Source organism: Frigoribacterium sp. Leaf8, from assembly GCF_001421165.1.
GTDB lineage: Bacteria > Actinomycetota > Actinomycetes > Actinomycetales > Microbacteriaceae > Frigoribacterium.
Map to the genome: position 1 here is coordinate 785973 of NZ_LMKB01000001.1, position 21462 is coordinate 807434.

29 protein-coding genes and 1 tRNA gene are annotated in these 21462 nt (G+C 71.8%); 20 read left to right on the forward strand and 10 right to left on the reverse strand.

What is annotated here, in order from left to right; translation table 11 throughout:
- Positions 1-58 precede the first annotated feature (58 nt).
- Complete coding sequence (locus ASL10_RS03645) at positions 59-904, forward strand: tryptophan-rich sensory protein (RefSeq protein ID WP_056044373.1); 846 nt, start codon at positions 59-61, stop codon at positions 902-904.
- 312 nt (positions 905-1216) lie between these two features.
- Here the strand turns inward: ASL10_RS03645 and ASL10_RS03650 are convergent, their stop codons facing one another.
- A complete protein-coding gene (locus ASL10_RS03650) occupies positions 1217-2254 on the reverse strand; it encodes an aldo/keto reductase (RefSeq protein WP_056044374.1) in 1038 nt (345 codons plus the stop codon).
- A 176-nt stretch (positions 2255-2430) separates the two neighbouring features.
- Here ASL10_RS03650 and ASL10_RS03655 point away from each other — a divergent pair, with 176 nt between their 5' ends.
- On the forward strand, positions 2431-3555 hold the full coding sequence (locus ASL10_RS03655; protein WP_056044376.1) for a helix-turn-helix transcriptional regulator: 1125 nt from the start codon (positions 2431-2433) through the stop codon (positions 3553-3555).
- A 339-nt stretch (positions 3556-3894) separates the two neighbouring features.
- On the opposite strand, the gene dcd is transcribed toward ASL10_RS03655, so the two are convergent.
- Positions 3895-4482 (reverse strand): dCTP deaminase, encoded by a 588-nt coding sequence (gene dcd / locus ASL10_RS03660; RefSeq protein ID WP_056044378.1) that lies wholly within the window; start codon positions 4480-4482, stop codon positions 3895-3897.
- 49 nt (positions 4483-4531) lie between these two features.
- Between dcd and ASL10_RS03665 the strand changes: the two genes are divergently transcribed.
- A complete protein-coding gene (locus ASL10_RS03665; RefSeq protein ID WP_056044379.1) occupies positions 4532-5512 on the forward strand; it encodes an NAD(P)H-quinone oxidoreductase in 981 nt (326 codons plus the stop codon).
- A 76-nt stretch (positions 5513-5588) separates the two neighbouring features.
- Here ASL10_RS03665 and ASL10_RS03670 read toward each other — a convergent pair whose 3' ends face one another.
- From ASL10_RS03670 to ASL10_RS03690, 5 genes are read right to left on the reverse strand one after another with little or no spacing between them, the layout of a single operon-like run.
- Positions 5589-6194, reverse strand: coding sequence for a hypothetical protein (locus ASL10_RS03670; RefSeq protein ID WP_056044381.1), 606 nt, complete (start codon positions 6192-6194; stop codon positions 5589-5591).
- Positions 6191-6781 carry a DUF6286 domain-containing protein gene (locus ASL10_RS03675; RefSeq protein ID WP_056044383.1) on the reverse strand — a complete coding sequence of 197 codons (591 nt, stop codon included), beginning with the start codon at positions 6779-6781 and terminating at the stop codon, positions 6191-6193. Before ASL10_RS03675 ends, ASL10_RS03670 begins: the two co-directional genes overlap by 4 nt.
- On the reverse strand, positions 6778-7146 hold the full coding sequence (locus ASL10_RS03680) for a hypothetical protein (RefSeq protein WP_056044386.1): 369 nt from the start codon (positions 7144-7146) through the stop codon (positions 6778-6780). The genes ASL10_RS03675 and ASL10_RS03680 overlap by 4 nt, the downstream gene beginning before the upstream one ends.
- Positions 7143-7334 (reverse strand): DUF2273 domain-containing protein, encoded by a 192-nt coding sequence (locus tag ASL10_RS03685; protein WP_056044388.1) that lies wholly within the window; start codon positions 7332-7334, stop codon positions 7143-7145. Before ASL10_RS03685 ends, ASL10_RS03680 begins: the two co-directional genes overlap by 4 nt.
- Positions 7331-7765: an Asp23/Gls24 family envelope stress response protein gene (locus ASL10_RS03690; RefSeq protein WP_056044390.1), complete on the reverse strand. Its 435-nt coding sequence runs from the start codon at positions 7763-7765 to the stop codon at positions 7331-7333. Before ASL10_RS03690 ends, ASL10_RS03685 begins: the two co-directional genes overlap by 4 nt.
- A 155-nt stretch (positions 7766-7920) precedes the next feature.
- Between ASL10_RS03690 and ASL10_RS03695 the strand changes: the two genes are divergently transcribed.
- The 16 genes from ASL10_RS03695 (at position 7921) to ASL10_RS03770 (ending at position 18445) form a co-directional block, all read left to right on the forward strand.
- Positions 7921-8580: an RNA polymerase sigma factor gene (locus ASL10_RS03695; RefSeq protein WP_369794361.1), complete on the forward strand. Its 660-nt coding sequence runs from the start codon at positions 7921-7923 to the stop codon at positions 8578-8580.
- A complete protein-coding gene (locus tag ASL10_RS03700) occupies positions 8577-9332 on the forward strand; it encodes a hypothetical protein (RefSeq protein WP_056044392.1) in 756 nt (251 codons plus the stop codon). The genes ASL10_RS03695 and ASL10_RS03700 overlap by 4 nt, the downstream gene beginning before the upstream one ends.
- Positions 9329-9841 carry a hypothetical protein gene (locus ASL10_RS03705; protein WP_056044394.1) on the forward strand — a complete coding sequence of 171 codons (513 nt, stop codon included), beginning with the start codon at positions 9329-9331 and terminating at the stop codon, positions 9839-9841. The genes ASL10_RS03700 and ASL10_RS03705 overlap by 4 nt, the downstream gene beginning before the upstream one ends.
- 190 nt (positions 9842-10031) lie before the next feature.
- Positions 10032-10102, forward strand: a tRNA-Gly gene (locus ASL10_RS03710).
- Between the two features lie 165 nt (positions 10103-10267).
- A complete protein-coding gene (locus tag ASL10_RS03715; protein WP_056044396.1) occupies positions 10268-11407 on the forward strand; it encodes a DUF6177 family protein in 1140 nt (379 codons plus the stop codon).
- A complete protein-coding gene (locus ASL10_RS03720) occupies positions 11397-11789 on the forward strand; it encodes a hypothetical protein (RefSeq protein ID WP_056044398.1) in 393 nt (130 codons plus the stop codon). Before ASL10_RS03715 ends, ASL10_RS03720 begins: the two co-directional genes overlap by 11 nt.
- Positions 11786-12178: a DUF6507 family protein gene (locus tag ASL10_RS03725; RefSeq protein ID WP_056044400.1), complete on the forward strand. Its 393-nt coding sequence runs from the start codon at positions 11786-11788 to the stop codon at positions 12176-12178. Before ASL10_RS03720 ends, ASL10_RS03725 begins: the two co-directional genes overlap by 4 nt.
- On the forward strand, positions 12175-14412 hold the full coding sequence (locus tag ASL10_RS03730; protein ID WP_056044402.1) for a TNT domain-containing protein: 2238 nt from the start codon (positions 12175-12177) through the stop codon (positions 14410-14412). Before ASL10_RS03725 ends, ASL10_RS03730 begins: the two co-directional genes overlap by 4 nt.
- A 7-nt stretch (positions 14413-14419) precedes the next feature.
- Entirely contained in the window at positions 14420-14722 is a 303-nt protein-coding gene (locus ASL10_RS03735; RefSeq protein ID WP_056044404.1) for a hypothetical protein, read from the forward strand.
- Positions 14723-14768: 46 nt separating this feature from the next.
- Positions 14769-15419 (forward strand): hypothetical protein, encoded by a 651-nt coding sequence (locus ASL10_RS03740; RefSeq protein WP_157485218.1) that lies wholly within the window; start codon positions 14769-14771, stop codon positions 15417-15419.
- A gap of 32 nt (positions 15420-15451) precedes the next feature.
- The gene (locus tag ASL10_RS03745; protein ID WP_157485219.1) at positions 15452-15736 is read left to right on the forward strand and encodes a hypothetical protein; all 285 of its coding nucleotides are present in this window, start codon (positions 15452-15454) and stop codon (positions 15734-15736) included.
- A 99-nt stretch (positions 15737-15835) separates the two neighbouring features.
- On the forward strand, positions 15836-16171 hold the full coding sequence (locus tag ASL10_RS03750) for a hypothetical protein (RefSeq protein WP_056044409.1): 336 nt from the start codon (positions 15836-15838) through the stop codon (positions 16169-16171).
- Position 16172: 1 nt separating this feature from the next.
- Positions 16173-16766 carry a hypothetical protein gene (locus ASL10_RS03755; protein ID WP_056044410.1) on the forward strand — a complete coding sequence of 198 codons (594 nt, stop codon included), beginning with the start codon at positions 16173-16175 and terminating at the stop codon, positions 16764-16766.
- Positions 16763-17074 (forward strand): hypothetical protein, encoded by a 312-nt coding sequence (locus ASL10_RS03760; RefSeq protein WP_157485220.1) that lies wholly within the window; start codon positions 16763-16765, stop codon positions 17072-17074. Before ASL10_RS03755 ends, ASL10_RS03760 begins: the two co-directional genes overlap by 4 nt.
- Positions 17075-17200: 126 nt before the next feature.
- Complete coding sequence (locus ASL10_RS03765; RefSeq protein ID WP_056044415.1) at positions 17201-17656, forward strand: Hsp20/alpha crystallin family protein; 456 nt, start codon at positions 17201-17203, stop codon at positions 17654-17656.
- A 333-nt stretch (positions 17657-17989) separates the two neighbouring features.
- On the forward strand, positions 17990-18445 hold the full coding sequence (locus tag ASL10_RS03770; RefSeq protein WP_056044418.1) for an SRPBCC family protein: 456 nt from the start codon (positions 17990-17992) through the stop codon (positions 18443-18445).
- Between the two features lie 72 nt (positions 18446-18517).
- Here ASL10_RS03770 and glsA read toward each other — a convergent pair whose 3' ends face one another.
- Positions 18518-19456 (reverse strand): glutaminase A, encoded by a 939-nt coding sequence (gene glsA, locus ASL10_RS03775; RefSeq protein ID WP_056044420.1) that lies wholly within the window; start codon positions 19454-19456, stop codon positions 18518-18520.
- A gap of 178 nt (positions 19457-19634) precedes the next feature.
- On the opposite strand from glsA, the gene ASL10_RS03780 reads away from it, so the two are divergent.
- Entirely contained in the window at positions 19635-19919 is a 285-nt protein-coding gene (locus tag ASL10_RS03780) for a hypothetical protein (RefSeq protein ID WP_056044422.1), read from the forward strand.
- A gap of 66 nt (positions 19920-19985) precedes the next feature.
- Here ASL10_RS03780 and ASL10_RS03785 read toward each other — a convergent pair whose 3' ends face one another.
- Complete coding sequence (locus ASL10_RS03785) at positions 19986-21005, reverse strand: DUF418 domain-containing protein (RefSeq protein WP_056044424.1); 1020 nt, start codon at positions 21003-21005, stop codon at positions 19986-19988.
- Between the two features lie 80 nt (positions 21006-21085).
- Positions 21086-21403, reverse strand: a complete 318-nt coding sequence (locus ASL10_RS03790) for a hypothetical protein (RefSeq protein ID WP_056044425.1) — start codon at positions 21401-21403, stop codon at positions 21086-21088.
- Positions 21404-21462 lie beyond the last annotated feature (59 nt).

The window sequence follows — 21462 nt, forward strand, 5'->3', positions numbered from 1 at the left end:
CTGACAATCCTCTTAGCAACTAAGAGATCGACCGGCGGGCACGACTAGCGTCCCCCTCATGAGCACCGACACGAGCACCCGATCCCCTGCCGAGACCGCGACGTCGCGTGACGTCGTCCGCCAGATCGTCGTGGTCGTGACCGCGGTCCTCGCGATCGTGCTGGCCGCCTACGGATCGGGCGCGTTCGGCGGCGTCTCGGTGTCCGACGCGGCAGGCGGGGCCCTCAGCGCGACGGCCACGACGGTCGCCCCGGCGACCACGGCCTTCAGCATCTGGAGCGTCATTTACCTCGGCCTCGTCGCCTACGCGATCTACCAGGCCCTGCCCGGTCAGCGCGCCGTGACCCGACACCGTCGGCTCGGCTACTGGGTCGCGGCCTCGCTGCTGCTCAACGCCGCCTGGCTGTTCGCCGCCGTGCAGCTCGGCAGCGTCTGGCTGGGCGCCGTCGTGATCGTCGCGCTGCTGCTGGTGCTCGCGCGCATCTTCGTCATCCTGTTCCACACTGCGTCGAGCGGGTGGGTCGACGCGGTCGTCACCGACGGCACCCTCGGCCTCTACCTCGGCTGGGTCAGCGTCGCGACGGTCGCCAACGTCGCCGCCGGCCTGGTCGACGCGGGCTTCGACGGATTCGGCTTCGCGGCCGGGTTCTGGTCGTCGGTGGTGCTCGCCGTGGCCGCCCTCGTCGGCGTCGTGTTGGCCTTCGCCGGGCGCGGCCGCCTCGCTCCCGCCCTGTCGCTCTCGTGGGGACTCGCCTGGATCGCGGTCGGCCGCCTGACCGGCGAACCCGAGAACGTCGTCGCCGGGGTGGCCGCGATCGTCGCCGCCGCCGTCGTGCTGGTCGTCACGATCGCCGTGCGGGTCGCCCGCGGTCGCGTCGGCGCCACCGCCTCGCTGCAGCGCTGAGCCCCGGCCGCCCCGCCCGCACCGCCCCGCCCCGCACGGCACCGCCCCGCCTCGGGCTCCGGGCACGCCGCCACGAAGTAAACGACCCGCCACAGGATTGCGTGGCGGGACGTTTACTTCGTGGCGGAGTGCTCGGTCACGCGTGCCACCGCACCGCACCGCCCCGCACTGCACCGCACCGCACCGCACCGCACCGCGAGATGGTCACGGCGCCAGGAGAAAACCTGGCGCGGTGACCATCTCGCGGTGTCGTGCGGGATGAACAGCGTGGGGGAGGCGCGGTGCCCGCAGGAGGCGCGCCGCGCCTCCTGGTCAGCGGCCGCCGGTGATCTTCCGGTCGCGCTGGGCGACCCCTGCCGTGCCGTAGGGGTAGTCGTCGACCCGGGGTGCGCTCGCCGAGGTGAGCCTGGCGACCTCGTCGTCGGTGAGGGCCGCGGCCAGGGCCGACGAACCCAGGTTGTCGTCCAGCTGCTCGACCGTGCGGGCGCCGAGGATCACCGAGGTGACCGCGGGCTGACGCAGCAACCAGGCCAGCGCGACCTGCGAGGCCGAGGCGTCGTGTGCCGAGGCGATCGAGGTGACCGCGTCGAGGACGGTCCAGGTGCGCTCGTCCGCGTTGCGCGCCTCCCAGGCCTCCATGCCGCGTTTCGGGTCCTCGCCGAGGCGGGTGGCCCCGGTGGGCGCCTGGTCGCGGACGTACTTGCCGCTCAACCAGCCGCCGGCCAGCGGCGACCAGGGCAGCAGGCCGATGCCGGCGTCGAGCGAGGCCGGGACGACCTCGTGCTCGATGTCGCGGACGAGCAGGTTGTACTGCGGCTGCAGCGTGACGGGCGGGGCGAACCCGAGGGCCTCGGCCCGGCCGACGGCCTTGGTCACCTGCCACCCGAGGTAGTTCGAGAAGCCGTAGTAGCCGATCTTGCCCGCGCTGATCGCGTCGTCGAGGAACCTCAGCGTCTCGTCGATCGGGGTGAGGTGGTCCCAGGCGTGCATCTGGTAGAGGTCGACGTGCTCCACGCCGAGCCGGGTCAGCGAGGCGTCGAGGGCCTTCGCGAGGTGACGACGCGACAGCCCGACGTCGTTGGGCCCGTCGCCCATGGGGAAGCGTCCCTTGGTCGCGAGCACCACCTGGTCGGCGTCCGTGGGGTGGCTCGCCAGCCACCGGCCGATGATGGTCTCGCTGGTGCCGGCGCTGTAGACGTCGGCGGTGTCGACGAGCGTGCCGCCTCCGGCCACGAAGGCGTCGAGGATGGCGTGCGAGGTCGGTTCGTCGGCTTCGGCGCCGAAGGTCATGGTGCCGAGTGTCAGCTCCGACACCGAGGCTCCACTGTTTCCGAGGGTTCTGTAGTCCATGACCCGACGCTACGCGGACTGCGACCGCACCCGACCGGGCGGTGCCCTGCCCCAGGATGCGGCGCGCGCCCAGTTCGTCTGTTGGATACTCTCGGGTGGGCCACCCGACACCGACGTCGGGATGACCACCCGGGACCAACCACCCCGGATCACCGTCCCACCCGAGGGGAACGACCGTGACGTCCACACCGCAGGCGGCCTCACCAGTCGCCGGATCAGCTGCACTCCGCACCACGCCCACGAACACCGCGCCGACGAACACCGCGCCCACGGACACCGCGCCGACCGACGCCACCACCGATCCGACCGCGGCGCCCCCCAGGGCGCAGACCTTCGAGGCGCTCGTCGACCCGCGGGTCCGCAGCGTCTCGACCACGGATCGCGAGGTCGCGCACGCGCTGATCCGCAAGAACTACAAGATCACGCGACTCGAAGGCGAAGGCCCCGAGCCGTTCACCTACAGTCGCGCCGTGTCCGGCGACACGCGCTTCGCCCTCTGTCGCTTCGAGTACCGGCGGGGACGCCTGCTGTCCGAGAGCGATCCGACCGGGTTCCTCGTCGCCGGCGGCGTGATGGCCGGCCGGTTGTCGCTGCGGACCCGCGACCACGAGCTCAGGGTCGAGCCGGGCGCACCGTTCTCGTTCCCGTCGCACGACGCCAAGGTCATGCTGTCGTACGACCTCGTGCTCGGGCAGGTGATGCTCGACCGCACCGCCGTCGAACGCGAGCTGGAGGCCATGCGGCTCACCGCCCCCGGGGGGCTCCGGTCGACCGCGGCCGAGGCGGTCTCGCCCTCGCTCGGCCGCTACTGGTCCGACCTCGTCCGGCACGTGCACGAGCACGTCATCCGCAACGACGCCGCCATGGCCAGTCAGCTGGTGCGGGGCTCGGCGTTCCGGTCGCTCGTGGCCGCCTACCTCGAGGCCTTCGAGACGAACGTGGTCGGCGTCGGCGGTGCCGACGGCCTCTCGCCCCTCCCGTCGACCGTGCGTCGGGCTCGCGACTACATCGAGCAGCACGCCCACGACGACATCGGCGTCGTCGAGATCGCCGAGGCGGCTCGGGTGACCCCCCGCGCCCTGCAGTTGGCCTTCCGTCGCCACCTCGACTCGACGCCCATGGCCGAACTGCGGCGGGCGCGGTTGCGCGGCGCGCACGGGGACCTCGTCATGGCCGATCCGACCCTCGGCCACACCGTCGCGGGCGTGGCGCTCAGCTGGGGTTTCGCCCACGCGGGCCGCTTCGCGGCCCAGTACACGGCCGAGTTCGGGCGGTCACCCCGCGACACCCTCGAGGGGTGACGGGTGACTTTTCGCCACCGCTTCGCAACCTGAGCTTTCATTTCGTTTTTCGGACAATGCCGGGTTTGCCCGAGGAGCGGAGAGCCGCAGAATGAAATGGCCTCGCGGTGACAGGTTCAGGACCGCGAGTCACAGCGCACGAGATCGACGTCGGGTTTCTCTCGTGTCGCCGGGGTGCGGAGGGAGTCGGGTTCCTTCCGCACCCCTTTCTCGTCTCCGGAGGGGGCGTCCGTCGGGGACGCGGCCCGCGCCTCCTGCGTTCTCGACGAGCGCGGCGCGAACGCGCGGGGCCAACGCGGCGCGAGCGCGGGGCGAACGCGCGCCGCGCTCGCGCAGCGGTCAGTCGCGGGCGGAGACGTCCGTGTGCACGAAGCCCTGGAAGGACCGGCTGGCGGTCGGGCCGCGCTGGCCCTGGTAGCGCGAGCCGTACTCGGACGAGCCGTACGGGTGCTCGGCGGGCGAGCTGAGCTTGAAGAAGCAGAGTTGGCCGATCTTCATGCCGGGCCAGAGCTTGATCGGCAGGGTGGCGACGTTCGACAGCTCGAGCGTGACGTGCCCGCCGAAGCCGGGGTCGATGAAGCCCGCGGTCGAGTGGGTCAGCAGGCCGAGGCGCCCGAGCGAGCTCTTGCCCTCGAGGCGGGCCGCGACGTCGTCGGGCAGGGTGACGAACTCGTAGGTGCTGCCCAGCACGAACTCGCCCGGGTGCAGGATGAACGGCTCGTCGGCCTTCGCCTCGACCAGGCGGGTCAGCTCGGGCTGGTCCTCGGCCGGGTCGATGAACGGGTACTTGTGGTTGTCGAAGAGCCGGAACAACCGGTCGAGCCGCACGTCGATGCTCGACGGCTGGATCAGCGTCGGGTCGTAGGGGTCGAGGCCGATTCGGCCGGCGTCGAGTTCGAGCTTGATGTCGCGGTCGGAGAGCAGCACGCGACAAGACTAGTCAGCGCGTGCCGGGCCACGGGGGGAGGATGGACGCATGCGTGCCATCACCGTCCCCGTGCCCGGAGGGCCCTCCGCCCTCGTCGTCTCCGAGGTCGCCGAGCCGGTGCCCGGCCCCCGCGAGGTCGTGATCGACGTCGCCGCCGCAGGCGTCAACCGCGCCGACGTCAACCAGCGCGAGGGGCACTACCCGTCGCCCGCCGGGGCGCCCGGCTGGCCCGGGCTCGAGGTCAGCGGCACCGTCGTCGCGACCGGCGAGCGCGTCACCGCCGCGGCCGTCGGCGACTACGTCGTGGCCCTGCTGCCGGGCGGTGGTTACGCCGACCGCGTGCAGGTCGACGAGGGCCTGGTGCTGCCCCTGCCGCGCGGTGTCGACCTCGTCGAGGCGGCGGGCCTGCCCGAGGCCGTCGCGACCGTCTGGTCGAACGTCTTCATGAGCGCCGGGCTGAAGCCGGGCGAGACCCTGCTCGTGCACGGTGGCGCCAGCGGCGTCGGCTCGATCGCCATCCAGATGGCCGTCGCGCTCGGCTCGACCGTCTACGCCACCGCCGGGACGGCCGACAAGACGTCGTTCTGCGAACAGCTCGGCGCCGCGCGCGGCATCGACTACAAGACCGAGGACTTCGTCGCGGTCGTCGACGAGCTGACCGAGGGCCGCGGCGTCGACGTCGTTCTCGACCTGGTCGGTGGCGACTACATCGCCCGCGACGTCGAGGCGCTCGCCGTGAACGGTCGGATCATGGTGATCGCCGTGCAGGGCGGCCCGTCGGCCACGATCGACCTGTCGCGCCTGATGGCCAAGCGCGGTCGGGTCTGGGCCACCACGCTGCGCGCCCGCCCCCTCGACGAACGCCGCGCGATCATGGCCGAGGTGCGCGAGCACGTCTGGCCGCTGGTCGAGGCCGGGTCGGTGCGACCGGTGCTCGACAGCGTCTACCCGCTCGAGTTCGTCGCCACGGCCCACAAGCGCATGGAGTCCGGCGGGCACAGCGGCAAGATCCTCCTCGCCGTCCGCTGAGGCCGAGCCGGACCGAGGAGGCGCGGGTCGCAGAGCCGAGGAGGCGCGGGTCGCGGAGCCGAGGAGGCGCGGGTCGTCAGGACACGCGGCTGTCGGCCCCCTTGCGCACGGCCGAGGCGCCGGTGATCTCGACGAGCACGGGCACCGTCTCGCCCAGCACGCGGTCGAGCCCGCGGGCGACGTCGGACGTCGCCGCGACCACGGGCGCCGGGGACGATCCCGCGGTCAGCCGCACCCGCACCTTGAGGGCGGGCCGACCCGCGACCGTCCACGCCGAGACGCCGACCGAGGCCACGTCGCGGCGGTCGCGGAGCGCGTCCGTGATCGCGGTGTCGGCGAACGAGCTCGACACGGCGATCGAGCCGGCCGGGTCGTCCTGGACCACGACGCTGTCGGTGCGACCGTGCCCGTGGGCGGGGATCGCGACGACGAAGACGATGACGAGCAACAGGCAGAGCAGGGCGAGGGCCACCGGCAGCCAGCTGCCACCCGTCGCACCGGACGGGTCGATCGGCGTCGCCGCCACGGCGTCGTCGAGGGCCGACGACTCGGGCGACAGCAGGTCGCGCAGGACGCCGCCGCCGGGCAGGGCGACGATCACGAGGAACGCCCCGACGGCCAGGGCGACGAGGCCGACGACGAACAGGAGGAGGCGGTTCGCGAACCGGTTGCTCGAGGTCATGCGCCGACCCTCCCCGTGTCGGTGGTGCGGACGCGAGCCGTGAGCTCGGGCCGGTAGGCGACCGACTCGAGTTCGGAACGGGTGGCGGCCTCGACCGACTGCTCGTCGACCGCGAGGCCGGACGCGGGCGTCAGGTCGATCTGGGCCCGACGACGGGACACCCACGCCGAGACCTGCTGGTCCGAGAGGCGCCCCGAGACACGGGCGGCCCGGGCGAGCGAGGACGCGATGACCCGGTCGTCGACGACCACCGCCACGCGGTCGTCGTCGACGGTGTGGCGTCCGCGACGGCCGGGCGTCACGGCGAGGCCGATCAGGACGAGGCCCACGACCGCCGCGACGACGCCGGCGCCGAGCACGAGGCCCGAGGTGCCGCCGCCGTCGACCGACGACGTCAGCGTCGCGAGGACGTCGACCGGGGAGAAGAGCAGGGCCCGTCGACCGAGCGCGGCGTAGACGGCCTCCACCCCGACGTACCCGACGACGAGCGTGAGCAACACGAGCACGACGATCGCGCTGCCCGAGCGCGAGGAGTGCTGCTCGCGTCGGAGGACACGGCGGTGGAGGCCGGGGTCGATCCCGCTCACGAGGTGCGCCCCGTCCGGTCGGTGCGGCTGCCGCTGACGGTGACGTCGACGCGGGACACGGTGCGTCCCGCGAGTTCGGAGAGCCGACGGGTCAGGGTGGACTGGAGGTCGCGGACGACGGCGAGGACCCCGCCCTCGGGCATGGTCACGGCCTCGGAGAGCATCGGGACGCGGACCGGCGTCGAGACGCGCAGCGCGAGCTGGCCGGCGTCGTCCTCGGCCAGGACGCGGACGTCGGCCCGACGCACGTGGAGGGTCTCGGCGACGACGGCCACCGCCACCTTCTGCAGCACCTTGGCGGGGATGCCGACGTGCCCCGCGACGACGCGTCCCGTCTCGGCGAGATCCGTGCCGGCGGTGGTCATGACGACGAGCGCCGTCCGCGCAGGGCGTCCAGCAGCCCGGCCACGTCGGTCCTGCCCGAGACGACGCGCCCGACGAGCGCGCCGACGGCGATGAAGACCGCGACGAGCACGAAGCCCCAGAACCCGAAGGCCAGGGCCGAGACGGCGAGCACGGCGCCGATGGCCATGCCCGTGGTGGTGGCGGTCACGAGACGCGGCTCTCGCTGGTGGAGTCGACGTCGTCGTCACCGGGGATGTGGACGTCGACGATCGCGACGTTCACCTCGGCGACCTCCATGCCGACGAGCTGCTCGATCGCCCCGGCCACCGCGGCACGCACCTGTTCGGCGACCGTGTGCAGGGGGGCCGGGTACCCGACGACGATCGTGACGTCGGCGGCGACCTGGGTCTCGCCGACCTCGACGCGGACGCCCTGACCGAGGTCCGTCGTGCCGATCACGTCCCGCAGGGCGCCGAACGCCCGCGCGGTGCCGCCACCGAGGGCGAAGACGCCGGGCACTCCACGGGCGGCGATTCCGGCGATCGTGGCGACGACGCCGTCGGCGACGACCGTCCTGCCGGGCACCCCGACGGTGCCTCTCGGGACGGTGCTCGTCGGGGTCTCGTCGGTGGTGGCCATCGGTGTCTCCTTCTGATCGGACGATGTGCGACGGGTCGGCGTCGCCCTTCGGTCTTACCGGACGCGCCGCCGACGGGTCCGGTCACGGTCTCCCGCGCGCACCGATTCCGGTGTATCCAGGGATGAGACGCCTTCCGTGGCCCGAACGTCACGGAATGCGTCACCATTCATCCACGGGTCGTGACTCGTCCACGGGTCGTGACCCGCGCCTCCTCGTCCTGGGGGCCCGGGCGGACGCAGCAGCAGCAGAGGAGGCGGACATGGCGGCGGACCTGACCGAGGCCACCGACGCCGTGCTCGCGTCGCGTGCCGCCGAGGGCGACGAGCGGGCCTTCGAGGTGCTGCTCCGACGCCATCTGGGGCTGATGACGGCGTACGCCACCCGGCTGACCGGCTCACGAGCCGACGCGACCGACGCGGTGCAGGAGGCGTCCATCACGATCTGGCGCGAACTCCCGACGCTGCAGACGCCCGCGGCGGTCAAGGGCTGGATGATGCGCATCGTGTCGCGCAAGGCCTTCGACCTGATCCGGTCGCGACGCCTCACCGACGATGTCGACGACCTCGAGCTGCCGGCGGCGACGCCCACGACCGATCCGGAACGCCGGGCGTCCTCGAACGACGCCATGGAGGCGCTGCGTGCGGCGCTCGCGCGGCTCCCGGCCAGCCAACGGCAGGTGTGGGCGCTGCGCGAGGTCGGTGGCGAGTCGTACACCGAGATCGCCGAACGGACCGGCACCACCGTGACCGCGGTCCGGGGGCAACTGGCCCGGGCACGAGAGACCCTGACCCGCGAGATGGAGGCCTGGCGATGAGTGACCGTCCTCACGGCACCGACCACGCCCACGAAGACCCGACCCCGCCCGACGTGCCCGTCGACCTGGGCGAGTCCGTCGACCCGGGTGGGCCCGTCGAGCCGGGTGCGCCCGTCGACCCGGGTGCTTCCGTCGAGCCGGGTGCGCCTGGCGACGCCGACCCGTCGCCCGGCGAGCTCGTCGACGGCATCGACGACGGGGTCTCGCCCGAGCGTCTCGTCGACTACCTCGACGCCGGACGGCAGCCGTACGACCCCGAGATCGAGGAGTCGCCCGAGGCCCGGGCCCAGCTCGCCGCCCTCGAACGCCTCCGGGCGATGGGGGCCCGCCTTCTCGAGTCCGACGCCGCGGCGAGCCCCGCACCGGACCCGAGCTGGATCTCGGGCGTGATGGACCGCGTGCGCCTCGAGTCGCGGGCCGGGAGGCAGATCCCGCTCGCCTCGATCGACGAGCGTTCCACCCTGCACATCACCGAGGGCGCCGTGCGGTCACTCATCCGCGAGGCGGGCGACGGCGTCGAGGGCGCCATGGTCATCTCGTGCACGATCCACGGCGACGTCAGCGTGCCCGGGGCGCTCGTCCGGGTCGAGGTCGTCGTCAGCGGCCTGTTCGGCGAACCGCTGCCCGCGCTCGCCGAGGCGGTCAAGTCGGCGGTGTCGTCGAGCCTGTCCCGTCAGACCGAACTGACCCTCGAGAGCGTCGACGTGGTCGTCGACGACGTCCACCTGCAGAGCGAAGGAGGCGCGGCGTGAGCGACGACGACGGCCTGCGGGCCCCGATCAGTCCGGCCGACCTGTCCCTGCTCGCCGCCGAGCTCGGCGAGATCGCGGCGTCGGTCGACGGAGTCGTGCACGTCCGGGCCCGGCCCGGATTCGGCAGCGTCGTCCGCTCGGCCCTCCAGGGGTTGAGCGCCGTCGTCGGTGGCGGAGGGGTCGTGGGCTCGACCGTGCAGAGCGACGCCTCGATCGCCGGAGCCACGTCGGCCGCTCCCGGCGTCCCCGCCTCCGAGATCCCCGACGCCGAGCGCGCCGACCCGGCCTCCGCCGAGGCCGCCGCCCCCGGCCGACCCGTGCCCCTCGTCGGCATCGCCGTGGCCGACCTCGAGACCCGCATCACCCTCGACATCGCGGTCGACGAGAGCGGCTCCGGCCCGCTCGTGGCCCGCGCGGTCGCCCAGGCGCTGCTCGACCGCGTGAGCGGGGAGCCCGTTCCGCCGGCATCGGTCGACCTGCGCATCGTCTCGGTCGCGACGGGAGCCTGAGCGCGCCTCCTGTAGGTGGGGTGGTGCGCGGAGTCGCACCGCCTGCCGGACGTCGCACCGCCTGCTGGACGTCGCACCGCGGAACTCGGCGGTGCGATGTCCGTTCGGCGGTGCCCCACGCTCGGCAGGGCGGAGGGAGCACGGGAGGCGCGGGCCGCTATAGTGGTCTGACGCGCCTCCGAGGCGCCGCGCGAGTGTAGTTCAATGGTAGAACTTCAGCTTCCCAAGCTGATAGCGCGGGTTCGATTCCCGTCACTCGCTCTCTTCTTCTCTGAGGTGACGTGACGGCCGGGCTGACGGCCTGGTCACCACCGCCGTCAGGTCTCTTCCCACGTGATCGGGGTACGGGCTCGTGGGGCGTTCGGCCGACGGCGGCCGGGAGCGCCGCCCCCGTACGATGGACGTCGCCGCTACCGGGGGGAAGCCATGACCGACGATGCCACGACGACCGTCTCGTTGCTGCACCCGATGCTCGACACGCACGGGCCCGGCTGGGTCGAGTCGCGGTCGAGCAAGCCCGTCGTCGGGGTGTCCAGCGGCCTCTCGGCCCTGTTCGTCGACTGTGCCGGGCCGGGCACCCGCGTCGCCCTCGTCACCGATCCCGCATCGCGGCTCACGTACTCGCTGTTCCACCTGCTCGACGTGCTCGGCGGGGTCTGGCTGACCCGCGCCTCCGACGGTTCGCTGCGTCGGGCGGTCACGCTCGAGCCGGTGCGCTCACCGGCCCACGGCCTCGGGGTGACCGAGGACGGCTACCCCCTGCCGCAGGACGAGGCGCCGTCGTCGGTCCGGCTCGACGAGGGACGCACCGTCGACCCCGACGCCGTCCCGTGGACGCAGCTCGCCGTCGTCACCCACCACCGGGCGCGGGCCGAGGCCCGACTCGGCGGGATGCTCGAACGACTCGTCGAGGCGCTCGCGCCCGGCACGCGCACCCTGTGGGGGACGACCGAACCGGCCACGACGGCCTGGGACCGGGACTTCTTCACGGCCGCCGCGCGCAGCCGCATGCCCTCCGAGACGCGGTTCCACGTGGCCGGCGGTGACGCCTCCGGGCCGAGGTACCGGGGCTGGGTGCGTATCGCGCGCAGCGACGACGGCGTGATCGAGGAGACCCGCATCGTCGTGACCGGAGCCGTCGCGCCCGGCGTCGTCGCGGACGCCCTCGCCGACGTGGCCGGTCGTCAGCAGGTCCTGCTGGCCACGGCCTGGTCGATGTCGGGCCGGGCCGACGGGACGGTGTCCGCCCACGACCGGGTGGCGCCGCAACCGCTCGCCGCCGTCGTCGGGGCGCGGAGCGTCCGGGGCATGCAGCTGGACGTCGAGGCTCTCGTCCGTCGGGTCGGCGGACGGGTGCTCGGGTCGTCGCGGACGCCGTCGGTGCTCGTGTCGTTCCACGAGGGGCCGGCCGGTGACGCCGAGGTCGGTGCTGGTGCTGGTGCTGGTGCTGTCGACGGTGCCGCGGCCGCGGCCCGTTGGCACCGCTTCGCCGACGCGGTCGAGGTCGTCGGCGCCGACGAGATCCTCGCCGCGATGACCCCGCCGGGGGTGCACCGTGCCTCGTGAGTACACCGTGGTGACGCCCGAGCCCGTGACCGCCGTCGACGGTGCCCGCGCAGCCGCCGAGATCGACCCGTACCTCGGGCTGGGCAAGCTCTGGAACGGCGGCGGGCTGCAGATCGCGACCGACGACGGGCTCGTGCTGGCGATCGTGCGCAGCACCTACGTCGAAGACCCGGCCGACGCCTCCGTCCTGCTCGGGGTCGACGTCGAGGCGGGCAGCTGGCTGACCGAGGCGTACGCGCCGGGGACCGACCCGGTGTCCGACGCGGTCGTGCAGGCGCTCGTCCGCAACACCGGGGGGCGCGTCGTGGTCGAGGCGGTCCCGGGTGGGCCGAGGCCCGCGACGGCTGCGCCCGCGACGACCCACGAAGGGGCACGCTCATGAGTTCGTGGTCGATCTCGCCCAGCGGGGTGCAGTCGGTCCTGGCCGAGGTCCAGGTCTCGGTCGGCGACCTCGGCACCGCGGCCGGAGGCCTGGAGACCGGTCACGAAGAGCTGAGCGATGGTGTCGGCGACCTCCTCGTGGGCGTGGCCAACGCGGTGCTGGGGCTGATCGAGTCCGAGGCGACGACCCTCACGTCGGTCGTGAACCGCATCGAGTCGTGCGGCACCGGTGCCGCCGAGGCGACCATCGCCTACGTCGCCGGCGACGAGGAGATGGCGGCGAACGCCCAGTCCGCCGCCGTGACGGCGGCCGCCGAGGCACCCGCGCTGGCGAGCGAGCAGAGCGCCGCCGGCATCCCGCCCGTCTCGACCCCGGGGGTGCCGCGATGAGCCCCTCGCTGATCGTCCCCGGTGCGATCCCCGGCGTCACCATCGACCCGGCGGCGATCTCGACGTCCGCCGCCACCTTCCGCAGCACGGCGACCGCCATCGCCGAGAAGGGTGCGGGCGTCGTCACCTCCTGGTCCGGGCTGTCGGGCGTCTACGCGGCGCCCGAGGCCGAGCAGTTGTTCGTCGCCATGGACCCGGTCGGCACGAGCACGCAGACCCTCGGTGACACGTTCGGCCAGGTCGCGACGTTGCTCGACGACCTCGCCACGGCCGTCGCCGCGCCCGTCGCCCGGCTCAAGGAGCTCGTCACCGAGGCCGAGGCCTTCACCGCCGAGGTGTCCGGCGGCGTCACCTACAGCACCGAGAGCTACAACTCGTACATCTCGAGCGGGCCCGACGAGACCACGGTCGAGTGGTACGACCACATCCCCTCGCGCAACCGCAACGACGAGTTGCTCGGCGAGGTGAACGCCGAGGTCGCCAAGATCGACGCGGCCCGAGCCGAGTGCGAGAACGGCATAAACGCGTTGCGCACCGACCCGATGTGCTTCCCCGAGCAGGTCGGCCTGTCGGCCGAGCAGCTCGACTCGATGAAGGACCTGCCCTACGGCGCCCCGGGCGACCCGCACAAGACCTGTTCCGAGTCGATGGGCACGGGTCTCGGCATGTTCATCGCCGAGGCGGCCTACGGCGCCGGTGCCCTGGTGGGTTGGGACATCCAGGGCGGCACGGGCGTCACCAAGGAGTTCGGCCTCGAGGCCTGGGGCGGCCTGCTCCAGGGGCTCGGGGCCATCGCGATCACGAGTCCGGCGACGATCGCGCTGGCGTACGCACCTCCCGGCACGGTGCCGGCGGCCGCCCAGCCGGCCGTCGACTGGTACCGCACCACGATCGAGGGCGTCACGCAGGGCATCGTGGGCACGCCCGAGATGTACGACGAGGACCCGGTCGCGGCCGGCACCTACGCCACCCTCGGCGTGGCCTCGTTCTTCGTCCCGGTCGGAGGCGCAGCCGTCGGCGGGACGAAGGCGGCGACGGGCCTCGCACGGCTCGGTGGCGCCGCGGAACGAGCTGCGCTCCGTGCCCCCGAAGGTTCCCTGTCGCGGATCGGCCTGACGCACGCGGGTCACGCCCTGAACGCCATGTCGGAGACCACGCGTCTCCTGACCGGAGGGCACGGCTCGGCCGGTCGCGGGCCGGACGCCGCGCCTTCGCGCTTCGACGAGCAACTCACCCGCCTCGACGACGTCGTCGGCGTCCGCGCCGACGGCCTCGCGCCACCGCCCACGCGCGTCGACGGCCCCGACACGACGCCCGGCCCGGTCCGTGGTGACGACGCGTCCGCCCCGCCCGTCCGCGACGACGCGTCCGCCCCGCCCGTCCGTGACGACGCGTCCGCCCCGCCGGTCCGTGACGAGACGTCGGCCCCGCCCGTCCGCGACGACGCGTCGGCCCCGCCGGTCCGTGACGACGCGTCGGCCCCGCCGGTCCGTGAGGACGCAGGAGGCGCGGGTCACGCCGACGACGCCATCGCGGCCGACCAGCCCGGTCACGCCGACGGCGATGCCGGAACGGGTGGCTCGGGCGGCGACGCCCCCGGCTCGAATGGCACGACCACACCGAGCGCCGTGGATCGAAGCGGAATGACTCGGGAGCAACTCGCGAACTACCTGGACGTTGTCGACCCCGACGCCGGCGCGGTGTTCCGCGAGAAGGGAACGTGGCCGGCCGATCAGCAGGTGCCGAAGGACGCCAGCGTCCTCGGGGCGGACGGCAAGGTCAACTGGAAAGACGAGGCGCCCCGCGACGGATTCACGTTGAACGAGGACGGCGACCCCATCAAGACGCCCGACCCCGACATCCCCCTCGGCACGCGACTTGATCGAGAGGGCCCAGAGACGGGGCGGTTCACCTCTCCGCTCAACGCGGACGGTACGCACGCCGCCCATGGAACTCGAGCGCTGCCCTGGGTTGAAGACGATTTGCACACGTACGAGGTCGTCGGCGACCTCAAGAACATCCGGGCCGCGTATGACGCGTCGACCAACACGAAGCTGAAAATGCAGATCGATGTCACGATGAAGCTCTTCAATCCGGACTGGAACAACATCCGCGTTTTCGCGGGCGAGATCGACAAGGCTTTCGGCGAAGTCGGCGGTGGTACCCAGTACCAGCTGCCGTTCGGAGCCGATGTCATGGTCGAGCTCGGTCTGCTCAAGAGAGTCCCGAACTAGGAGCGAGATGACCACCATCGATGAGACACGCGCGGCATTGAAAGCGGAAGGGCTCGACCGTCTCAAATATGTCATCGGCTCTGACGGTACGAACGAGATCGACTGCCTCGTCCTGTGCCGTAGAGACGAGGGGTGGGTGTCGTTCTCTCGGGACGAACGTGCCGCAGTCATGGAGGAAAGCGTCCGAACGTACTCCAGCGAGTCCGAAGCTTTGGACGACTTTCTCGAGCTCATGCGGTTGAAAGGCCTACTTGCCACGTTGCAGCGAGAACGAGATGCGGAACGTCTCGGTCGGCCCACGGACGCGTGATGGTGTGGCCGGTCGAGCGACGTCGGTCACCATCGCGTCGCGAAGCGTGATGGACGTGGACGGATTGCGAGCAGAAGTGGAAGCGGCCGGGTTCGGGCACCTCGGTTTCCTCATCGGCAACACGTCGCTGCCCGTCTCCGGCGCGCACGTGATCGGGCAGATCGACGGGGTGTGGGTGACGTTCTTGCGCGACGAACGAGGTCTCGTGGAAGAGCTGACTCTCGTCGAGCATCCGGATGAGCGCTCTGCCGTGACGGAGTTCATGTCGCAGCTGCGGAACCTCGCCCGTTTGGACGAGCTGCGGGCCGTCCTCGAGGCTGAGAGTCTCCTTCGCTTGGACCACGTCATCGATGGTGACTACACGAGAGGATCAACCGCCTCCTCGAGGAGATCCATGACTGATGACGACTCGAACACTCTCGCCTCGTTGCCGAACCGCGTCAACCAACTCGGGCTCGGGCATCTGAACTTTCTGATCGGTGACGGGGAGACACAGCGTCCATACGCACTCGTCATCGCCCAGGGCGAAGGTGGCTGGAGCACCTTCGTCAGGGATGAAAGAGGGCTGACCAGGGTCAAGAGCGTCCGGACGTATCCGGACGAGCGGTCGGCAGTCGAGGGGTTCCTCGTTCTGCTCGACGGCATCGCGCTCGTCAAGCGGCTTCGTTCCGAGGCCGCGGCTGAGAAGGACGTCTAGCCGGTGCTCGAGGGCTGATGAGTAGGACCGACGTGGGCGGACTGAGAGCAGAAGTGGAAGCGGCCGGGCTCGGGCACCTCCGTTTCCTCATCGGGAACACGTCCCTGCCCGTCTCCGGCGCGCACGTGATCGGGCAGATCGACGGGGTGTGGGTGACCTTCTTGCGCGACGAACGAGGTCTGGTCGAAGAGCTGACGCTCGTCGAGCATCCGGATGAACGCTCTGCCGTGACGGAATTCATGTCCCAGTTGCAGAACGTCGCCCGGTTGAAGGAGTTGAGGGCCCTCCTCGACAAGGGCCTGGAGCCCCGTGACTGAGCGTGCCCAGCGAGAAGGAGCGGACGTCGTGCAGCCATGTGACGAGACCCTGGTCGTCCTCGAGGCAGAGGATCGACGACCGCCGAGGGGCCCCGGGGGATGACGACGCTCCAAGAAACGGTCGCCACGATCGAGGCCGAGGGGCTCGACAGGTTCGCCTACGTGATCGGTGATGATCACGCCATTTCGGCGGACGCCCTGGTCCTGACCCGACGGGACGGCGTCTGGACCTCCTTCTCGACCAATGAACGTGCCGGTGTCGAGGAGACCAGCGTTCGCACGTACGAGGAACTCTCCGACGCTCTGGACGACTTCCTGCGTCTCATGAGGCTGAGGGCCGACGAGGACGCACTCATGTCGCGCATCAGGGAGAAGAACAGGCTCGCCCACGAGACGTGGCAGGCGTCACGAGACGACCGACCGGGGAAGGCCTGACATGGCGACGATCGAATCGGTGCGCGCCGTCATGGCGGCAGAGGGACTCGCCGACCTGGCGCATGTCATCGACGGTGACCCCGCGAACAGGACGGACTGCCTCGTCGTCACCCGACGCAACAATGCCTGGGTGACCTTTTCCACCGACGAGCGCGCGGCGGTCGTCGACGAGAGCATGCGCACCTACCCGAGGGAGTCCGAGGCCCTGGAGGACTTCCTCGTCCTGCTCCGGCTGAAGAAGCTCCTCCGCGACCTGCAACGGGAGCGCGACCTCGAGCGCGTCGAACGCGCGGCGATGAGCCTCGCGTCGTTGCCTGCGCAGATGGAGGCGGAGGACGTGAACCGCGTTCGTGTTGCTCTCGGTGACGATTACCTCAGGCGCCCGGACTGTCTCGCCGTGGCGCGACGTGACGGCGTGTGGAGCACTTTCTACGTCGACGAACGAGCTGCCGTGGAGGAACGGAGCCTGCACACGTTCCCCGACGAGGTCTCGGCCGTGGCCGACTTCCTCGACCGTCTGAGGTCCCAGCATCGCAAGCTCGAGATCCAGGACGAACTCCGTGACCGACGCCGACGAGCAGGAGAACCGTCATGACGATGGTCGCGCGCACCCTGGCCGACCTCCGAACCCAGGTGGACGCCCGTGGACTCGGCCACCTGAACGCCGTCATCGGGGACGCGACGACGGGGAAGCCCTTCGCGCTCGTCCTCGCTCGACGGGACGAGGTGTGGAGCACCTACTTCCTCGACGAGCGAGGCCTCGTCGAGGAACAGAGCATCCGCACCTACGACGACGTCGAGGCAGCCGCAGCCGACTTCCTCCGGTTGCTGGGCAACCTGGCCCGCATCGAAGAGATCGATGCCGAGCTGGCCGCCCGACGGCAGGCACAGCGTCCTCAGTGATCTCTCGGCGGCGTTCAAGCTGGGTTTGAGGTACGAAACGCTGGTCAGAGGTACATTCGTGTCGTCAACGAGCCGGGGCCACGGGGTCCCGGGTCACACCGATCAACCGAAAGGGGACTCTTCATCATGGCCATGTCTTTCGATCCTTTCACCGAGCTCGACCGCCTCACCGGGGCTCTCACGGGCATGCGACAGGGGCCCAGGGTCATGCCGGTCGACCTCTACCGCGACGGCGACCGCTACGTGCTCAACGCCGACATGCCGGGCATCGATCCGGGGTCGGTCGACGTCGACGTCGACGGTCAGCTGCTGACCATCCGGGCCAACCGCACGCCCGACACCCGTGACGGCGTCAAGTGGCTCGCGCAGGAGCGGCCGCACGGCTCGTACCTCCGCCAGTTCAGCGTGGGCGAGGGCATCGATTCGAGCCGCATCACGGCCCACTACGACAACGGCGTGTTGTCACTCGTCATCCCGGTCAGCGAGAGGGCGAAGCCGCGCAAGATCGAGGTCGTCTCGGGCCAGGCGCACGAGACCGTCGACGCGATCGACGCGTCGCCGGCCCGCGACACGACGAGCTGACCCTCAGGCGGTCTGGCCGTCGATCCCGGCCACGCCGTCGGCCCCACCACCCCGTCACGATCCGTCGTGGCGGGGTGGTCCCGTTCCGGCGACGCCGGCGCTCGACCGCTCCGCCGGCGCCCGACCGCTCCGCCGTCGGTCGCGGGCGCGCACGTACTCGGCCGCGGGCGCACGAGTACTGTGCGGTGCCCAGGTCGGCCGTGTCACCCGGCACCTGACCGTTGCCTCCGCACGTGGGCGAAGGCGACCCGCGCCTCCTACCGTTCACGGCAGGGCACGACGCCGATATGGCGCCGCCCGACAATTCTGAACACCGTCAGCAAGGAGTGCACCATGGCACAGGCCATCGAGACCATCGACGTCAACGTCCCCGTCAGCGTCGCCTACAACCAGTGGACCCAGTTCGAGTCGTTCCCGAAGTTCCTCGACGAGGTCGAGTCCATCACCCAGACCACCCCCACCCTCACGGTGTGGAAGGTCAAGGTCGGACCGGTCGAGAAGACCTTCGAGGCCGAGATCACCGAGCAGCACCCCGACGAGCGCGTCGCCTGGAACAGCACGGGCGGCGAGGTCGACCACGCCGGCGTCATCACGTTCCACAAGCTGAGCGACGACGTGACGCGCCTCACGGTGCAGATCGACTGGACCCCAGAGGGCTTCCTCGAGAAGGTCGGCAACACGCTCGGCGCCGACAACCACGCCATCAAGAAGGACCTCAAGAACTTCAAGGAGTTCATCGAGCGCGAGGGCAACGTCGACGGCGCCTGGCGCGGAGACGTCCAGGCCTGAGCCCCGGCTCCACCCGACGAGGCCCCCGGTCGGCTCCTGTTCGCAGGACGCCCACCGGGGGCCTCGTCCGTGTCAGCCGCCGAAGCCGAACGAGTGCAGCCCGTGCTCCTCGCTCAGTCGGCGGCTCCACTCGGCACCGCGGACGCTCGTCCCCTGCTCGTCGATGGGCGGGCTGAACACCGCCGCACCCAGCCGGTTCGGCGCCGACAGGACGATCGCCCCCGAGACGCTCGACTTCGCGGGCACCCCGACGCCGCGCATCCAGCGGCCCGACCCGTCGTAGACCCCGCAGGTCGCCATGACCGACACCACGTCGCGGGCGACGCGGGCGTCCACGACCTGCTCGCCCGTCACCGGGTTGCGGCCGCCGAACGCCAGCGTCGCCCCCATCACGGCGAGGGCCTCGGTGTCGACCAGCACCGAGCAGGCCCGGGCGTAGAGAGCGACCGCGTCGTCGGCCGTGTGCTCGAGGCTGCCCTCGGACCGCATCAGGTGGGCCAGCGCGTGGTTGCGGTCGCCGTGCAGCTGCTCGGACTCGCTGACCTCGCGGTCGTAGTCGAGCTCGCGCCCCGCGAAGGCCCCGAGGCCCGCCAGGATGCGCGTCGTCCGCTCGTCGCAGGTGTCGCCGTCGACCAGGGCGGCCGTGAGCAGGGCTCCGGCGTTGACCATCGGGTTCGGGGGTCGGCCGGTGCCGCCCTCGAGCTTGATCGCGTCGAACGCCTCGCCGGTCGGCTCGATGCCGACCGCGTCGAGGGCCGCTCCGTCGGTGTCGGCGAGGGCGAGCGCGAAGAGGAACGGCTTCACCGCCGACTGGATCGAGAACGCGTGGCCCGAGTCGCCGGACGCGACCACCTCGCCGGTGGACCGCACCACGGCGACCCCGAACAGCTCGGGGTCGGCCTCGGCGAGCTGGGGGATGCTGTCGTCCACCGCGCCTCCTCGGGTCGGGAGGACGGAGGCGCGCAGGGCCTCCAGGGACGCGGCGTCGGACGACGGGATGGGGGACGGCATCGTTCCACCCTGACAGGCCGGGGCCCGTGCGTCCGGGCCTGCAGGAGGCGACCGGGGCGCGGGGCGGGGTACAAGGATCACGCCGGGCCCTCGGAGTCAACCCCTCCCGTTGTCAGGTCGCGTGTCTAACGTGCACTTCGTCGGGCCGCATCGGGGCGGCCCGCGAGAAGGGGCGACCATGCTGAACGACGGTGGGGGACGCCGGTCGGGCACGGCCTGGCCGGGACGGGGCCCGCTCGCCAGTGCCCTCGACCTGAGGCTCGACGTGATCGGCCGCGGCCGCTGGCGCATCGTCGACGTCCGGCGGTCGGAGCGCGGAGCCCCGGTGGTCATCGGATCGGTCGCACAGACCGAAGCGGGCTACGAACTCACCCTCGCCGCGACCCCCGGTCGCCGCCTCTGGTGCACCGACCTCTCGAGCGCCCTCGACACCGTCGTGCGGGCCTCCTGGAACCGTCGCTGACCCGAGGAGGCGCGGCTCCGATCGGTCGGGACCGCCGCTGACCCGAGGAGGCGCGGCTCCCGTCGGTCAGGACGCCCGGCGCACCAGCGCGGCCGGCCGCCACCAGGTGACGCTCCGCCAGGCCCACTCGACCGGGCCGTAGACGAACCGGGCGAGCCAGAGGCGGCTCAGCACGGACTGCACGGCGATCAGGGCGACGCTGATCGCCAGCCCCGGGACGACGCTCGTCAGGTGCCCGAAGTCGATCACGAGGGCGAGACCTGCCACGACGATCGCCGCGACGACGTAGTTGGTCAGTGCCATGCGGCCGAGCGGCTCGAACACCGCGGCGACGACGCGGCGGGCGGGGGTGCGCCAGAGCAGGGCGAGGGCGGTGGCGTAGGCGACGGCCATGACCAGCCCGGCGATGCCGCCCGGCGTCGAGAAGCGCGGGTCGCCCGGGGTCGTCGCCTGCCAGAGCAGGGCCGGCACCGTGAGCACCGCGGCCGCGGCGAAGACCAGGCCGACGCCGCGCCCGGCCGACTCGAGCACGCGGGGCAGCCCGTACGCCGCGGCTGCTGCACCGAGCAGCATGAGGCCGGGGGTCGAGGCGAGGCCGCCACCGGTCAGGGCGTAGGCCGCGACGGTCAGCGCGGCACCGAGGGTCAGGGTCGCCCAGCGCGGGGCGAAGACGACGATCGGCAGCACGACGAGGCCGACGACGCCGTACTCGAGGAGCACGTTGCCGGGGTAGACGAGCATGAGCAGCCCGCCGATCGCGACGAGCCCGACCAGCCGGCGCACCATGACGAGTCCGGGCCGGGGAGCTCGCGACCGGGCACCGGCGAGCACGAACCAGAGGCTCATGCCGAAGAGGAACACGAAGATCGGCACGAACCGGGTCTGCACCGAGAGGTACAGCAGGTCGCGCACCGGGTCGTCGACCGGGCCGGCGTTCTCGATCGCCAGGTCGATGCCGAGGCGGGTGATGTCGAGCGTGTTGACCAACAGGATGCCGAACAGTGCGAAGCCGCGCAGCGAGTCGACGAACCTCCAGCGGGTGCCGGTGGCGGGTGGGGAGTCGACGGCGGGCGCAGCGGAGGTCATGTGCCCAGCCAAGCCGACCCGCGCCTCCCGGTCGTCCCCCGTGGTGATGGTGCGCCTCCGTCTGAAGTATCAGATGTGGGTCAGGCGAGCGCCCACTCGGCGCGGAACTCGTCGCAGGTGAGCCGGTCGAGGTCCGCCTCGATCTCGACCTTGGACTCGTCGGCGCCGGTGAGGCCCTGGGGCAGCAGACGGTGGATCTCGCGACCGGTCGAGCGCTCGCGGACCACGACGTCGAAGCCCGGCCACTCGCCCTCGAACGAGCCGAGGAAGAACCCGACGACGACCGAGACGAGCCATCGCCCGGCGACGAGCGGCCGCGGCCGCCGGGTCGTGACGATCTCGGCCTGCCACACCGAGGAGGCGCGGGGCACGTCGTCGGGACCGGTCACCGGGGGCATGCCCCGAGGCTAACGGCGGGACCGTACGGGCCGCCTCCGTCGCCCGGGTGACCCGGTGC